Genomic DNA, 15,447 nt, shown 5'->3' with positions numbered 1-15,447 from the left:
CCGATGATCCTCCGCGGCATTCTTCGCCTCAGCCCCACCGCCGGACCGGCGGCGGCGTCCGTAACGGCGCCCGTGGTAGGGGCCCCCGACCCGACGAAAGAGGTTTCGTGCCACGCTCCCGTCTCGCTGGCACCTCGCTCGGCCTACTGGACTCGGTCGGCGCCACCGCTTGGCCGCGGTGTGGAAGTTGTCCCATCCGTGCAGCGACACCGGACTGCCCTCGGACCGGCGTCGCACTGCGGGCTACGAACGCTCCAACCGCGTGCTTGAAGAGGTGCGCAGCACACTCGACCGCCTGGTACCCGTCGCGGCGAAGGCATTCGCCGAAGCCGTATAGCGCCCCGCCGCTCAACCTTGGAGGAGCTCCATCATGTCCCCCACGCCAGTGACCAGCTCGAAATCGCCGGTTCACCCGCGCTCAACCGGCGACCGTGAGGCCGACGGGGACGGCGGACCGTCAGTCCCCGCCAACGACAGTGATCCAACCATGGTCGGCGGAGAAGGCAGGCGATGAACGCGGACGCCCTACGCAAAAGCTGGCGACACGTCGAAGAACTGGGCGACGAGGCCGCCACCACCTTCTACTCGTTCCTGTTCACGGCAGACCCGCGCCTGCGCTCCATGTTTCCCATGGGGATGAGCGAGCAGCGAGACAAGCTGCTCAAGGCGCTCGGACACATCGTCGCCAACGTCGACGACATCAGACTGCTGTCGTCGTTCGCGAGTCAACTCGGCCGGGACCATCGTCGCTTCGGTGTCGTCGCCCATCATTACCAGACCGTGGGCCGGGCCCTGATGGAGACCCTGCGCCGTAGCCTCGGCCCCGGGTGGACACCTGAGTTGGCCGCCGACTGGATGCGGGCCTACAACTTCGTCGCCCAGCTGATGATCAATGCCGCCGACGCCGACGGCCGCGTCAATCCGGCGGCCTGGCCGGCGCGGGTGGACGCGGTAGAGCGCCGCGGCGCCGACCTCAGCGTCATCACCGTCACCCCGCAGTATCCGTACCCGTACCTGGCGGGACAGTCCTGCGCGGTGCACCACCAGTCCCGCCCCGCCGTATGGCGCTACCTGTCACCGGCCAACGCGCCGAGGCCCGACAACACCATCGAGTTCCATGTACGTGCCATCCCCGGGGGCCAGCTGTCACCGATGCTCACCTACCAGTTGCGCGCCGGTGACGTCGTCACACTCGGGCCGCCGGTCGGCACCGTCCTGGCAGGCTGGCGCCGGTCCGGCAGTGAACTGATGCTGATCGCCGGCGGGACCGGCCTGGCGCCGCTGCGGTCGATCGTCGAGCAGCTGACGTTGGACCGTTACTGGAGCAAGCGGGTAACCCTCGTCATCGGCGCGGACACCGAAACGGACCTGTACGACATGTCCGCGGTGAACGCATTGGAGAGCCGGGCGTCCTGGCTCAGGGTGATACCGGTCGTGCGACGAGGGCGGCGATGGACCGGTGCTGTCGGCACCGCGGCCGACGTGGCCCTGCAAGCCAGCCCGCACGGCACTGCCGAAATCTACCTGTGCGGCTCGGACGCCATGGTCACAACAACCGTGGAGCGGCTGCGCGCCCACGGCTACGACCGGCGCCGCGTGCACGTGGAGAGCTTCGCGAGCACCACCTACCCGCCGTTGGCGGCCGCCAACCTACACCCCGAGGTGATTTCGTGACACTGCCTCTCGACGAGACCGCGCCGGGCCATCCGCTGCCCGACATGACTCTCACCGATCAGGTCCGCCGCATGGCGGCTTCCTTGGACGACGCGAAGCGGATCGGGCGTGGCTACGACAAGACCGCTGTCGAGGCGTTCGTCAACCGCGTCTGTCTGCTCCTCGAGGACCTCGAGGACCGGCACCGGAAGCTCAGGGCCGACCACGACAACACATGGACCGAACTGACAGCCCGCCGCAGTGGCTTTCTACCGGACAACAGCCTGTCCGGTCCGCTCGCCGATCTGCTGACAACCATGCAGAGGACCGCCATGCAGCAAGGCGACGAGACACTTCAGTTGGCGACGGAGCAGAGCCGGCAGATGGTCGAAGCCGCCCAGGAACAGGGCCGGTACATCGTCGAGGCCGCTCAGGCCGAGGCCGACGAGATCCTCGCCGAGGCGAACGCCCAGACCACGACGCAGGCTGACGAGTATCGCCGGTTCGCCGCGTCGATGCTCAACTGGCTGAACGAGGGTCTGGACGTGGCCAGCTCAGCCCAAGCCCGGTTCACCGCACGACTCGAAGCTCTCACCACGGCGGACCCGGCCCGGGCACAGCCGGCCGCCCCGGATCAGAACTGATCGGGAGTACTCGACCTTCCGCCCGGCCACCGGTGGGGCGGTGCGGCTCACCCGCCGCTCCACCGGTGTGCGCCGAGGTGTCTTCCGGCTACCGCCGCGCGTCGTCCGGCTGGTCGGAGGATGCGGTGGACCAACGCGATCCGCCGGCTCCGACAGGCGCCGGCTCTGTCTCGTAGTCGGTCGGCCGGGTGATCTGCTCCAGCCCCTCCGGCAGGCGGTCCCGCTCCGGCACGGCCGCGGATTCGTCACCGGCCGGTCGGGGCCAGCGCCGCCACCGACCCGCACTCACCACCGATACCAGCAGCAACGTACCCAGGAGCAGCGTGGTGCCGGTCCGTATCGGTGTGGCCGGGTCGGCGTGCCGACCGGCAACGGCGAGGTCGTGGCTGAACAGGCTCAGCAGCCACTTCGGTTCGAACAGCAAGCCGACATAGCTGGCCGCGTACAGGATCCCGGTCAGCACCGCACCCAATGGCGAGAACCGCAGCGTGCCGATGAGCCCGAGAAGAAGCCCGGCGGCGGCCAACAGCAGCAGCGGCTGGATGAAGTCACCGGTCTGGATGACACCACTGTCCTGCGCGCTGGAGACCGCCCGGGCGGAACGCTCCTGCCCGAACGCGATCATGATCCACACCAGCGGACCGATGGCGATCGCGGCGATCAAGGTCCAGATATGGCGCATCCCTTGCACCTCATCTTTCTCGTAGACGGACGTTTCGCAAGGTCCTTCCTCGTATACGGCGTCGGCGCCACCAATTCCGTCACGAATGCACCTCACTCAGCGCGAACCAGCGCAGCTCCTCGAAGCCGGCCGACACGGCCGCGCCGCCGTGGCCGTCGCGGCACGGCCGTTGGGCCAGTTCGAGGCAGAGTTCGCGGGCGGCGCGCAGGTAGTACCCGAACGCGTCCTCCAGCCCGTGGAGGCCCGCACGCATCAGTAAATCCTTTGCTCGACGACAGCGTCTCGGTCAGTGTTCAAGCTGAAGCGCAGTTGAGGTCAAGACGGTGCCTGCCAGCCGGTCTCCATCGGCGGCGACCACTATGACCGGTCGACCGAGGGAAACAGTGGGCGATGACGTCAGGCACCGGCAGCACCAGCGGTACGAGGTTGCCGCAACTACTGGTCAGCGTCCTGCTGCTCGGAATCGCCGACTCCATGATCGGGCCGTACCTGGTGCTCTTCGGCGTGGACGAGGCGCACCTGTCGCCGTTGCAGGTCGGTGTCTTCATGTCGCTCGTCGCCGCCAGCGGTCTCGTTGTGAGCACCTGGCTCGGCCGCCACTATGACCGGTCCGCCAGCCGAGGACCGGCGTTCATCGCACTGGCCGCACCAGCGGTCGGCTACCTGGCGCTGACCACGACCACCGGGTACGCCCTGCTGCTGCTCATCGCGGTGGGACTCCTCGGTGCCGGCCTGGCGGCATTCCCACAACTGTTCGCGCTGGCCCGTACGCACCTTGACGGGTCGGCCGGCAGCGCTGCCCGGCGGGGAACGCCCGTTCTGCGGTCGGTGTGGTCCCTGGCCTGGGCGACCGGTCCGATGATCGGTGCTGCCGTGCTGGCCCGGCAGGGGTACCGAGGGCTCCTGATTGTCACCGCCGCGGCGTTCGCGCTCGTCGCCCTGCCGTTGCTGCTGCTGCCTGCCGCGACGGCCCCGCCGCGGCGTACGGCCGTGAGCAGGACCGGCACCCGGATGACCCGTCCGATACTGCTGGCCGCGACCGCCTTCACGCTGTTCCACACCGCGATGATCTCCGGCTCGGTGGCCCTGCCCCTCTATGTCACCCGGACCCTGGATCGCGCCGACAGCGACGTCGGGCTGCTGTTCAGCGTGTGCGCGCTGGTGGAGGTTCCGGCGGCGCTGAGCCTGGTCCTGCTGCCGGCCCGTGTACGCAAGCAGCGGGTGATCCTGCTCGGCATGCTGGTGTTCGTGACCTACTTCCTGCTCGTCGCGGTCAGTTCGACCATGCCGCTGCTGATCGGTACCCAGGTGGCCCGGGGCACAGCCATAGCCGTGGTCGGGGCCCTGGGTATCACGTACATGCAGGACCTGATCCCGGGCGCGACCGGGCGAGCGACCACGCTGTTCGCCAACACCCTCACGATCGGGTCGCTGATCTCAGGCGTCGTGGCCGGCGCCGCGGCCCAGGCCTTGGGCTATCGGGCGACCCTGCTGTTGTGCGGCGTCCTCAGTGCCGTCGGGTGCGTGCTGTTGGCCAGCGCCCGGCAGCTGCGGAGCGCCGGATCGGAGTCCTCCGTGAGCCCGGCCCCGGGCGGGGCCGGGACCGGCGAGGAGAGCTCCGGCTGCGCAAGCGTTTCGGCATGAACTATCAAGGCCGGGTCGGCAGTCTACGATCCCGGCGTCGCGGCGACGAGCGCCACCTGGCTGCCCTGACCGAATTGGAAGAGGCGCATCTTGAACCCGTTGCGGTCGAGTTGGTCGACCAGGGTCGAGCGGTCGGGATAGAAGAGGCGCCAGACGAGCAGCGTGTCGCCCGGTTCGAACGACACGGTGCGCCGGGCGCCGTCGACGTCGAACGTCACGGCGACGGGTAGGACGAACCGGGCCCGGACGAAGACCTCGCTGCGGTCGCGGTCGAACCCCGTTTCGGTCACGTACCACGATCGGTCGATGTTCAGCAGGTCCAGCCCCGCCCGGTGCTGGGACTTGGTCGCGCTACCGGAGTGGTCCATGAGCGGCGGCTGATCGACGCCGGTGTCGAAGCGCAGGGTCAGCACCAGCAGGTCGTGTCCGGACATGGCGTGGCGGACGTGGCGCAGAACCCGGTCCGGCTCGGCGAAGTTGTACAGCGTCCCGCCCGCCATCACGACGAACCGGACCGGGCCGGAATCGTCGTCGTGAGGCTCGTCCTTGGCAATGAGTACCTGAGCGAGATCCGGCCCCGTGAAGTCACCCCGGCACAGCTCGAAGCGGTCGGCGTCGTGGGGAAAGGCGGTTCGAAGGTTCTGCCTTGCCAGCTCCAGCATCTCCGCACTGATGTCGATCGCGCGGTAGCCCGCAAGTCGTGACCGGCCCAGCAGATGCCGTAGCAGCCCGTGGATCGGTCGCGTGGTGCCCGGTCCGAGGTCGACGACCTGGATCGACGGCGACGGCGGCACCAGGGCGAGCAGTTGCTCGGCGTGGCGCTCCAGAAGGGTGGCGGGCGCGATCGGCGCGGCGGCGGAGGTGGGCGACAGTCCGCCGTCGCGCCAGGATTCGCTGCCGCTGCCGAGGTAGGTCAGTGAAAACGGAAACTCCGCGTGTTGCGCGAGCGAACCGATGATGGCATCGACCTGCGCCGCCGAATACGTGCGGTAGAACGCCTCGTCCGGCGACACCGCGCACAGACTTGCGCCCGCCACGGTGCGATAGTACGGCACTGTGGCGGGAAATTGGTCCATGTCAAAGTTTGGCGTCAGGGTCACTGGCTCAGCTCGGGCCGCCGAGCACCCGGCACACCGCGGCAGACAGGGCCGGCGCGTCGTCGCATCCGACCACCGCGGCCAGATGCCCGTCGGGCCGGATCACGTACGCCTCGCCGGGGCGGGCGTCGAGCGCCTCGGCCAGCAGCCCCGTCGGGTCGATGTCGGGTATCGAGAGCACCCGAACGGGAGCCCCGGGAGCCACCCCGGGGTCGCCGGCGGTCAGCACGAGGATGCCGTCGCGGACGAGTTGGCGCAGCCGGGTCACCTCGGGCCGGTGCGGCACGGTGACGGGCGCGTCGGGTACCAGAACGCCGGGGACGACCGGCGGCGCCTGGCCGCGCGCCGGCCGGCCGGTGAAGACCCTGGTCGGGTGCGGGGTGGTGAGCGGGGAGTCGACGTACCAGTACGGCTCGGCGAGCCGCCCGGAGTCGACCTCGGCGCGGGCGGCCGGGTCGGTCAGGGCCCGCTCCAGCACGTCGAGCCGTCGCCGCCGGGCCGCCCCGCTGTGCGGTACCAGAAAGTCCATTGTGGAGCCGGTGACCGCGAGGTTCTCGGCGGCCGCGGCCATCCGCTCGGTGTGATAGCTGTCGAGGAGGGAAGGCGGAGACCAGCCGCGCAGCACGAAGGCGAGCTTCCAGGCGGCGTTCTCGGCGTCCTGTACCCCGGAGTTGAGCCCGCGCGCGCCGAACGGCGCCACGAGGTGGGCGCAGTCACCGGCGACCAGGACCCGCCCGACGCGCATCCGGTCGACGAGCCGGGAGTGGAAGCGGTACACCGACGACCACACGATCTCGTACGGTCGATCTCCGATGATCTGCCGGATCCGCCGCTCGAGCGTGCCGTCGCGGCGCTCCGCATCCAGGTCGAAGTCGGCCGGCACCTGCCAGTCGATCCGGTACGTCGAGCCCGGGCACGGGTGGATGAGCACCTGCCGGCCCGGGTTCCACGCCGGGTCGAAGTAGAACCGGCGCTCGCGGGCGAAGTCTCCCAGGTCGGCGCGGAGGTCGCAGATGAGGAAGTGGTCGTCGAACGACCGGCCCGCGAAGGTCAGCCCGAGCGCGCGCCGTACCGGCTCGCCCCGGCCGCCCGCGCAGGCGATCGCGTACGGCGCGCGCAGGACCGCCCCGCCGTCGGGGGTACGGCAGGTCACGGTCACGCCGTCGCCGTCCTGCGCGATACCGGTCACCTCGTGTCCCCAGTGGACGGTGATCAGCGGCGAGGCGGCGATCCGCGCGTCGAGGATCTCCTCGGTCCGCGCCTGGGAGATGTTGACGAACGGCGGGAACGCCGACCGGCCGGGGTAGGCGAAGGTCAGGCAGAACAGCTCCGTGTCGCGGTAGTAGGTGCGGGCCCGTTCCCAGGTGACGCCCTCATCGGCGATCCGCCGGCCGGCGCCGACCGCCTCCCAGATGTCGAGCACGTCGCGCTGCTGGCAGATCGACCGGGAGCCGACCTGGTCGCGGCCGGGGCGCTCGTCCACGACGGTCACCGCGACGCCCCACCGGGCCAGCAGCAGGGCGGCGGTCTGACCGACCGGGCCCGCACCGATCACGATCACGCCGCCGACCACGGTCACCCGGCTGCTCAACCCTGCAGGCTTTCCCACACCTCACGGTCGCGCTCGACGGTCCAGATCCGTGGCCAGTCGACGCCGTCGAGCTCGTCCCACAGCCGCTGCACGTTGAACGGCAGGCAGTGCTCGAAGATCGGCCATTGCCCGTACCGGGGGGCGAGCGCGGCGTGGGTCGCCTCGAAAGCATCCCGCAGCGATCCGTGGGCGGCGTGCACCTCACCCACCTTCTCCCGCATCACCAGAAGAAACTCCCGGGTCTGCGCGATGGCCGCCGCCACCGCCTCCGAACCCTGCGCCACCGCGCCACGCCCGCCGATGAGCGTCTCGGCGCCGAGCGCGGCGACCCGTCCGAGGGTCGTGGTCGACCAGTCGGTGTGGAACGCATCCCCGGTGTACAGCGCGGCCTGGGCCTCCACCAGATCACCGGCGAACAGGATCCGGTCCCTGGGCAGCCACAGCACGATGTCGCCGGCGGTGTGGCCGCGTCCGCAGTACTGCAGGACCACCTCGCCCCGGTCCCCGCCGAGCTGGATCACCAGGCGGTCGGAGAAGGTGACGTCCGGACGGGTCAGTCCGGGGATGCTCGCCTCGCCGGTGAACAGCCGCGGCATCCGGGCCCGTTCGGACTCCCAGTCCTGCTGGCCCCGCTCCTCGATCAGGCACCGGGTCACCTCGTGCGTGACGATGACGTCGGCGTCGAACGCGGACGCGCCGAGCACCCGTACCGCGTGGTAGTGCGACAGGACGAGGTACCGCACCGGTTTGTCGGTGTGCTCGCGGAGCCGGTCCAGCCAGCGCCGGGCCATCACCGGGGTGGCCCGCGCCTCGAATGCGATCAGGAAGTCCTCGCCCTCGATCGCGCCGACGTTGGGGTCGCCCTCGGCGGTGAGGGCGTACACCCCGTCGGCGAGGACCTCGAGAGACTCGGCCTTCTCCTGCAGGTCGGCCGATGATGCGAACGGCTTGGGCATGGCTGGTCGTCCTCTCCCTGCTGGTTGACGTCTCCGGACGTCCAAGGCTGGTTGGCGTCAGGTCGGCGCGGTCGGGTAGCCGCCGCCGAGGTAGGCGGCGTGCACGCGGTCGTCGGCCGCGAGGTCCTCGGGCGTACCGGTGGTCACCACCCGGCCGCGGTCCAGAACGACGACCTCGTCGGCAACCCGGAACGCCGCCCGGGCGTTCTGCTCGACGAGGACGATGGCGAGGCGGTGTTCGGCCTTGAGCTGGCCGAGCGCGGCGAAGATCTCGCCGACCAGCCGCGGTGCGAGCCCGAGGCTGGGCTCGTCCAGTACCAGCACGGCGGGCTCGGCCATCAGCCCCCGGCCGATCGCGACCATCTGCTGCTCGCCGCCGGAGAGCGTGCCGGCCGGCTGCTTCAGGCGGCCGGCCAGCCTCGGGAAAAGCTCCAGAATGTACGATCGCCGGGCGGCGCCCTTACCGGTACGGCGGCGGGTCCAACCACCGAGCGCGAGGTTGTCCGCCACCGACAGGGACGGGAAGACGAGCCGGTTCTCCGGTACGTGCGCCAGCCCCGCCGCGGCGATCCGCTCCGGCGGCAGCCCGGTGAGCTCCCGGCCGTCCAGCACGACCCGGCCGGCGGTCGGCCGGATCAGCCCGGACACCGCGCGCAGCAGGGTCGTCTTGCCCGCGCCGTTCGCGCCGATGACGGCGAGCAGCCGGCCCTCGCCGACCCGCAGGTCGACGTCGTGCAGGACCTCCAGCTTGTCGTAGCCCGCGCGCAGGCCGCCGACGTCGAGCATGTTGACGTGCGGCATCACGCGTCAACCCCCAGGTAGGCGGTGACGACCGCCGGGTCGGTGCGGACCTCGTCGGGCTTTCCGAGGGCGATGAGGCGCCCGTCGTCGAGGACCGCCACCCGGTCGGCGAGGGCCAGGACGGCCTCCACGTCGTGCTCGACGAGCACCACGGCCATCCCACCGGCGCGCAGCCGGCGCAGCAGCCGTACCAGCTCGCGGCGTTCGCCGCCGGACAGCCCGGCCATCGGCTCGTCCAGCAGCAACAGGTCGGGCTCGACGGCGAGGGCCCGCGCGATCTCCAGCAGCCGCTGCCGCCCGAAGGGCAGGTCCGCCGCGGGCCGGTCGGCCTCGGCGGTGAGACCGACGAGCGCCAGCAGGTCGTCGGCGCGCTCGTGCAGCCGCCGCTCCTCGCCGCGCGCCGGCAGTACCAGCGCGCCGCGCAGCATCCCGGCGCGGCTGCGCAGGTGCCGGCCGACGGCGACGTTGCCGCGTACCGTCGCCGACCGGAAGATCTGCAGGTTCTGGAACGTCCTGGTGGCGCGGTGACGGGCGAACACGTGCGGCTTGCGGCCGTCGATGCGCTCGCCGCCCAGCCGCACCGATCCTGCCGACGGGGCCAGCACGCCGCTGATCATGTTGAAGCAGGTGGTCTTGCCGGCGCCGTTGGGGCCGATGAGCGCGAGGATCTCGCCGGCCGCGACGTCGAAGGAGACGCCGTCCACGGCGGTCACCCCGCCGAAGTGCCGGGTCAGGTCGCGGACCTCCAGCAGTACCGTGCCGGGCTCCGGGCGCCCGGTGCGCGGCAGCAGCGGGGAGTCGTCCTCTGCCGGCACCGTCGGGTCTTCTGTCGGTGGTGTCGGGCGCCGCGACATCCGTTTGACGATCTGGTGGAGGCCGCCGGGGATGAACAGGATGACGGCGGTGAGGACGACGCCGAAACCGATGAGTTGTACTTCGCCGACCGCGTCAGGGATGACCAGCGGGATCCCGTAGCGCAGCCCCTCGTCGAGCAGTTCGACCGCGAACGCGCCGACCACGGCGCCCCAGACGCTGCCGAGGCCGCCGAGTACGGACATCAGCAGGAACTCGACCGAGAGCGGGAAGTTGGCGGCGTTCGGGTTGACCACGCCGATCCAGTGCACGTACGCGACGCCGGCGAGCCCGGCGTACCCGGCGGAGAGCACGAAGACCTGCAGCCGCAGGCGGAACGTGTTCACGCCGAGGCACTCGGCGGCCACCTCCGAGTCGTTGACCGCGCCGAGCGCACGCCCGACCCGGCCGGCGACGACGTTGCGGGCCACCAGCAGTGCGACGAACACGACTGGGGCGAGCAGCCAGAAGTACTCGGCCGGGCTGTCGTACCGGCGCCCGCCGAACGCCGGCTTGCCGACGCCGTACAGACCGGAGGTGGCGCCCAGGTACGACGACTCGGTGGCGGCGACCGTGACGATGATGCCCAGCCCGAGCGTCGCGAGCGCCAGGTAGTGCCCGCGCAGCCGCAGCAGCGGCAGGCCCACCAGCAGCGCCACGAGCATGGCGAGCCCGACCGAGGCTCCGGCCGCGACGACCATCGGTACCTCGTACCGGGTGACCAGGAGCGCCTGGCCGTACCCGCCGACCGCGAAGAACGCGGCCTGGCCGAGGCTGACCTGCCCGGCCAGCCCCATCAGCAGGGTCAGCCCGATCGCGGCGAGCCCGTAGGTCAACGCGTACACGCCGACGTTGACGACCGAGTCGGGTGCCACCAGGGGGAAGACGGCGAGCAGCAGGGCCAGGGCGGCGAAGGCCGGCAGCTCCCCGCGGCGGGCGCCGGTCATCAGATCCCCGCCGCGGCGCGTTGGCGGAGAACACCGCCGGGGCGTATCACCAGGACGGCGATCAGGACGACGAAGGCGACCGCGTCGCGCAGACCGGAGTCGACGTAGCCGGCGACGAGCGACTCCAGGACCCCGAGGACCAGGCCGCCGGCGATCGCGCCGCGGACCGAGGTCAGGCCGCCGAGGGTGGCCGCGACGAAGCCCTTGAGCCCGAGGGCGAGCCCGGAGTCCCAGGCGCTGAAGTAGATCGGGCTGGCCAGTACTCCGGCGACGGCGCCGAGCAGACCGGCGATGACGAAAGAGAGCAGCGACGCGCGGGCGATGGAGATCCCGACGAGCCGGGCGGCGGTGGGCTGTTCGGCACAGGCCCGCAGAGCCTTACCGGCGAGGGTGCGCTCGTAGAACCAGCCGACCGCGACGGCGACCACGGCGGTGACCCCGAGGATCCACAGCTGCTGCGCCTGTACCGAGACGCCGGCAACGGTGAGGTCGTGGCCTCCGAACGGGGTCAGACCCCTGCCCTCAGCTCCCCATATCAGCAGCATCGCGGCCTTGAGCGTGGTGGAGACGCCGAGCGTCAGGATGATCGACAGCAGCGTGGTCATCCGCTTGACCGGGGCGATCGTCAACCGCTGCATGACCGCGGCGACGATGACGACGGTACCGACCGCGAGGACGACGACGGCGGGCAGCGGAAGCCCGCCGCCCACCGCGCTGATCGCCACCAGCCCCGCGAGCGCGGCGAACTCACCCTGAGCGAGGTTGACCACCTGGCTCACCGTGTAGACCGCGACGAAGCCCAACGCCGTCAGCGCGTACACGGCGCCGACGGACGCGCCCGCGAGAAGAAGCTGGAGCAGGTCAGCCATCGCGAGCGGCTACCTGCCCGGCAGGATCTGCCACGAGCCGGCGTTGACGGTGACCATGACGAGGGCGTCCTTGCCGAGGCCGGAGTGGTTGTCCGGGGTCATGGTGAACACGCCGGTCACCCCGACGAAGCCCTTCACCCGCTCCAGGTGGTCGCGTACCTTCTGCCGGTCGGTACCGGCCGCCTTGAACGCCTCGACCGCGAGCTGGAAGGCGTCGTACGCGTGGCCGGCGAAGGTCGACGGGCGGGCCCGGTACGTCCGGTCGTAGTCGACCAGGAACTTGGTGAGGACCTGCTTCTGCGGGTCGCTGTCGGGGAGCTGGTCGGCCACGACCAGCCGACCCAGCGGCGCCACCAGCCCGTCGCCGGCGGTGCCGGCGGTTTCGAGGAAGACCTGGTTGCCGATGCCGTGGCTCTGCATCACCGGGGTGGTGATTCCGAGCTGCTGGTACGCCTTCTGGGCCAGCGCGGCCGCGGGCGGGATCCCCCAGATGAGGTTCATGTCCGCCCTGGCGTTGCGGAGGTTGATCAGTTGCGCGGTGAACTCGGTGGCGTCGGGGGCGAACTTCTCGGTGGCCACCACCGAGATCCCGGACGGCTTGCCGAGCTCGTTCAGGGTCTCGGCGACCCCCTCGCCGAACCCGGAAGAGTCACGCAGCAGGCCGACCTTCTTCCACCCCTTGGATTTGGCGTGGTCGACGATGTTCTGCAGGACGGCGGAGTCGTTCTGGGCCGTCTTGAACGTCCACTTCGCACCTTCGACGATCTTCGCGTTGGCCGCCAGCGAGATCATCGGGACGTTGTTGGACTCCGCGAGCGGACGCATCGCCAGGCTCGGCCCGGTCCGGCTCGCGCCGATGACGATGTCCACGTTCCTGGACAGCATCACGTTCATCGCCTTGGCGGCGCCGTCCTCTGTGGACCTGTTGTCCTCGGTGATCAGCTCGATCTTGCGCCCGTTGACGCCACCGGCCTCGTTCACCTGGCTGGTGAGCATCTCGAGGGTCATGCGTTCCGGTACGCCCAGGCTCGCGCCCGCACCCGTGATGTCGAGCACCGCGCCGATCCTGATCGGGCCGGTGTTGTTGCCGGTGCCGGTGGTGCCGCTCTTCTCGGCGCACCCGCCGGCCGCGACCAGCAGGGCCGCAATCGCCGCGACGGTGCCGACTCCCCGGGTCCCTACCATCACTCGCTCCCTGACGTCACGGCTGCCGGCGACGTGGGCCGGCTTGCACCGGTGGCTGTTCGATAATGGAACGGGATGTTCTAATAATGAATCGAGAGGTTAGTCCTCATCGATGTCTTGGCACAAGACCGTACGGACCCGAGCGGAAGGTTGGCACCCGTGACGCAGGCGCCGTACTCGCAGACCCTGGACCGGGGGCTGCGAGTGCTGGAGGTCCTCGCGGCGGCCGACAGGCCGATGTCGATCGTCGACCTCACCCGATCCATCGGGGTCCATCGCTCCATCGTCTATCGCATGGTGCGCACCCTCGAAGAGCACCGGCTCGTCGCCCGTACGGGGGACGGGCTGTACGAACTCGGCCTCGGACTGCCCGCGCTCGCGCGCTCGGTCAACTCGGCGCTGCAGTCCGCCGCGCTCGCGGCGCTGTCGGACCTCGCCGACGACGTCGGCATGACCGCCTTCATCGTCGTGCCGGAGGGCGATGACGTGGTCACGCTGCTCAGCGTCGAACCCCGGCGCGCCAACGTGCACGTCGCGTACCGGCCGGGCAACCGGCACCCGGTCACCAGGGGCGCGCCGGGCATCGCCGTCCTTGCCGGGCGCCCGCCGCAGCCCGACGACCCCGCGCGCGTCACGGCCGCCCGGGCCGCCGGGTGGGCGTACTCGTACAGCGAAGTGCTGTCGGGGATGCGCTCCGTCGCCGCGCCCGTGGTCGACCGTCGCGGCGACGTGCCGGCGTCGGTGGCGGTGGTCTACGTCGCGGAGGACACCGACAGGGCCGTACTGGGTGCGCGGGTCGCGGCTGCGGCGGCCGCCGTCGCCGCGCGACTGCCCTGAGCCGGCTGTCTCTCCGCTGCCCCGAAGGGGCTGTCCCCACCGTAGCGCCGACCGGTATGTTCCGGTGACCCGTACCACACATCGGGAGCAGGGGATACCGAAGGGGCCGACCGGCAAGAACCTCGAGAAGGAGCTGCGCTGAATGTCACCGGTCAACACCGTCCGAGGCGCGGTCGACAGCGCCGACCTGGGCCGCACGTACATGCACGAGCACATCTTCGTCCTCTCCGCCGACGTGCAGCAGAACTACCCGGGGGAGTGGGGTGACGAGGAGACCCGCGTCGACGACGCCGTGACCAAGCTGCGCGAACTGGCCGCGCAGGGCGTGCGTACCATCGTCGACCCGACGGTCCTCGGCCTCGGCCGGTACATCCCGCGCGTCCAGCGCATCGCCGAGCAGGTACCCGACCTGAACATCGTGGTGGCGACCGGCTGCTACACCTACGAGGACGTGCCGTTCTTCTTCCGCCACCGCGGGCCGGCGCTCAACGCGGTCGTCGGCGCCGAGGTGCCCGACCCGATGGTGGAGATGTTCGTCGGTGACATCACCGACGGGATCGCCGGTACCGGCGTGAAGGCCGGCATGCTCAAGTGCGCCATCGACGAGCCGGGGCTGACGCCGGGCGTCGAGCGGGTGCTTCGGGCGGTGGCGAAGGCGCACCTGCAGACCGGTACGCCGATCACCGTGCACACCCACCCCGGCAGCCGTACCGGCCTGCACGTCAAGCGGGTGCTGTGCGACTCCGAGGGGGTCGACCCGCGCCGGGTCGTGCTCGGGCACAGCGGCGACTCCGCCGACGTCGACCACCTGTCGGAGCTGGCCGAGGCCGGGTTCGTGCTCGGGATGGACCGGTTCGGCATCAACCTCGACACGACGTTCGAGGCGCGGGCCGACACGGTCGTGGAGCTGTGCCGCCGGGGCTTCGCCGACCGGATGGTGCTGTCCCAGGACGCGTCCTGCTACATCGACTGGATCGACCCGAACGTGATGGCCTTCCTGCCGCAGTGGAACTATCTGCATATCGACAAGGAGGTGCTGCCCTACCTCCGGGAGCACGGCGTCACCGACGACCAGCTCACCACGATGCTGGTCGACGTGCCGCGGCGCGTCCTCGCCGGCGATTAGCGCGACCGGCGCGCGGGTAAACCCCAACGGATTGCAGGCTCACTCACCGCTGCGTATCCGAGGAGGCCCGATGCGCGCCGAACGTATCGCCACGGGATCGGTCGGTGGCGCACTGGCCACCGTCGTCATGACGGGGTGGATGGTGGCCCGTGACCTGACCGGGCCGCACGGAGAGCAGGCGCCCAAGAAGCTGGTACGGCGGCTGGCCAGGCGCGCCGGGCTACCGGCGCGCCGGCGCGGCCCGGGCACCGTACTGGCGTCGGGGGTGGCGCACCTCGGCTTCGGTGTCGGCGCCGGCGCCCTGTACGCGGCGGCGGTTCCCCGGTCCACGATTCCGCGCGGCGTCGCGTTCGGGCTGGCCGTGTGGGGCGTTTCCTACCTCGGCTGGATTCCCGCGATCGGCATACTGCCGCCGGCCCACCGCGACGAGCCCCGCCGGGCCTGGACGATGCTCACCGCGCACGTCATCTACGGCGCGGTCCTCGGGCAGATCCTCGCGGACCGCGCCGAGGACTAGCGGACGCAGCCTCGCGGACCGTGCCGAGGACCAGCGGCGCGGAGGT

General features: G+C 70.7%; 15 protein-coding genes. 6 read left to right on the top strand and 9 right to left on the bottom strand.

Going from position 1 to position 15,447, the window contains the following annotated elements; genetic code table 11:
* Positions 1–510: 510 nt before the first annotated feature.
* A complete protein-coding gene (locus tag Pme01_RS23080; RefSeq protein WP_168117361.1) occupies positions 511–1,674 on the top strand; it encodes a globin domain-containing protein in 1,164 nt (387 codons plus the stop codon).
* 83 nt (positions 1,675–1,757) lie between these two features.
* Entirely contained in the window at positions 1,758–2,297 is a 540-nt protein-coding gene (locus Pme01_RS23075) for a hypothetical protein (protein ID WP_168117362.1), read from the top strand.
* An 88-nt stretch (positions 2,298–2,385) separates the two neighbouring features.
* Here the strand turns inward: Pme01_RS23075 and Pme01_RS23070 are convergent, their stop codons facing one another.
* The gene (locus tag Pme01_RS23070) at positions 2,386–2,979 is read right to left on the bottom strand and encodes a hypothetical protein (RefSeq protein WP_168117363.1); all 594 of its coding nucleotides are present in this window, start codon (positions 2,977–2,979) and stop codon (positions 2,386–2,388) included.
* A 79-nt stretch (positions 2,980–3,058) separates the two neighbouring features.
* Entirely contained in the window at positions 3,059–3,232 is a 174-nt protein-coding gene (locus Pme01_RS23065) for a hypothetical protein (protein WP_168117364.1), read from the bottom strand.
* A 137-nt stretch (positions 3,233–3,369) separates the two neighbouring features.
* Here Pme01_RS23065 and Pme01_RS23060 point away from each other — a divergent pair, with 137 nt between their 5' ends.
* Positions 3,370–4,623: an MFS transporter gene (locus tag Pme01_RS23060; RefSeq protein WP_168117365.1), complete on the top strand. Its 1,254-nt coding sequence runs from the start codon at positions 3,370–3,372 to the stop codon at positions 4,621–4,623.
* A 23-nt stretch (positions 4,624–4,646) separates the two neighbouring features.
* Here Pme01_RS23060 and Pme01_RS23055 read toward each other — a convergent pair whose 3' ends face one another.
* From Pme01_RS23055 to Pme01_RS23025, 7 genes are read right to left on the bottom strand one after another with little or no spacing between them, the layout of a single operon-like run.
* Entirely contained in the window at positions 4,647–5,723 is a 1,077-nt protein-coding gene (locus Pme01_RS23055) for an L-histidine N(alpha)-methyltransferase (RefSeq protein ID WP_203935817.1), read from the bottom strand.
* 4 nt (positions 5,724–5,727) lie between these two features.
* Positions 5,728–7,311, bottom strand: coding sequence for an FAD-dependent monooxygenase (locus tag Pme01_RS23050; protein WP_168117366.1), 1,584 nt, complete (start codon positions 7,309–7,311; stop codon positions 5,728–5,730).
* The gene (locus Pme01_RS23045) at positions 7,308–8,267 is read right to left on the bottom strand and encodes an MBL fold metallo-hydrolase (protein WP_168117367.1); all 960 of its coding nucleotides are present in this window, start codon (positions 8,265–8,267) and stop codon (positions 7,308–7,310) included. The genes Pme01_RS23050 and Pme01_RS23045 overlap by 4 nt, the downstream gene beginning before the upstream one ends.
* Before the next feature lie 57 nt (positions 8,268–8,324).
* On the bottom strand, positions 8,325–9,068 hold the full coding sequence (locus Pme01_RS23040; protein ID WP_203935820.1) for an ABC transporter ATP-binding protein: 744 nt from the start codon (positions 9,066–9,068) through the stop codon (positions 8,325–8,327).
* Positions 9,068–10,867: a branched-chain amino acid ABC transporter ATP-binding protein/permease gene (locus Pme01_RS23035; protein WP_168117368.1), complete on the bottom strand. Its 1,800-nt coding sequence runs from the start codon at positions 10,865–10,867 to the stop codon at positions 9,068–9,070. Before Pme01_RS23035 ends, Pme01_RS23040 begins: the two co-directional genes overlap by 1 nt.
* Positions 10,867–11,736, bottom strand: coding sequence for a branched-chain amino acid ABC transporter permease (locus Pme01_RS23030; protein ID WP_168117369.1), 870 nt, complete (start codon positions 11,734–11,736; stop codon positions 10,867–10,869). The genes Pme01_RS23035 and Pme01_RS23030 overlap by 1 nt, the downstream gene beginning before the upstream one ends.
* Positions 11,737–11,745: 9 nt before the next feature.
* A complete protein-coding gene (locus tag Pme01_RS23025) occupies positions 11,746–12,921 on the bottom strand; it encodes an ABC transporter substrate-binding protein (protein WP_168117370.1) in 1,176 nt (391 codons plus the stop codon).
* A 159-nt stretch (positions 12,922–13,080) separates the two neighbouring features.
* On the opposite strand from Pme01_RS23025, the gene Pme01_RS23020 reads away from it, so the two are divergent.
* From Pme01_RS23020 to Pme01_RS23010, 3 genes are all read left to right on the top strand, one after another.
* The gene (locus tag Pme01_RS23020) at positions 13,081–13,758 is read left to right on the top strand and encodes an IclR family transcriptional regulator (protein WP_203935816.1); all 678 of its coding nucleotides are present in this window, start codon (positions 13,081–13,083) and stop codon (positions 13,756–13,758) included.
* A 142-nt stretch (positions 13,759–13,900) separates the two neighbouring features.
* On the top strand, positions 13,901–14,884 hold the full coding sequence (locus Pme01_RS23015; protein ID WP_168117371.1) for a phosphotriesterase family protein: 984 nt from the start codon (positions 13,901–13,903) through the stop codon (positions 14,882–14,884).
* A gap of 70 nt (positions 14,885–14,954) precedes the next feature.
* Positions 14,955–15,401: a DUF6789 family protein gene (locus Pme01_RS23010; protein ID WP_168117372.1), complete on the top strand. Its 447-nt coding sequence runs from the start codon at positions 14,955–14,957 to the stop codon at positions 15,399–15,401.
* Positions 15,402–15,447 lie beyond the last annotated feature (46 nt).

This window comes from Planosporangium mesophilum (assembly GCF_016863255.1).
Taxonomy (GTDB): domain Bacteria; phylum Actinomycetota; class Actinomycetes; order Mycobacteriales; family Micromonosporaceae; genus Planosporangium; species Planosporangium mesophilum.
This window is presented reverse-complemented; position numbering and strand designations above follow the sequence as displayed.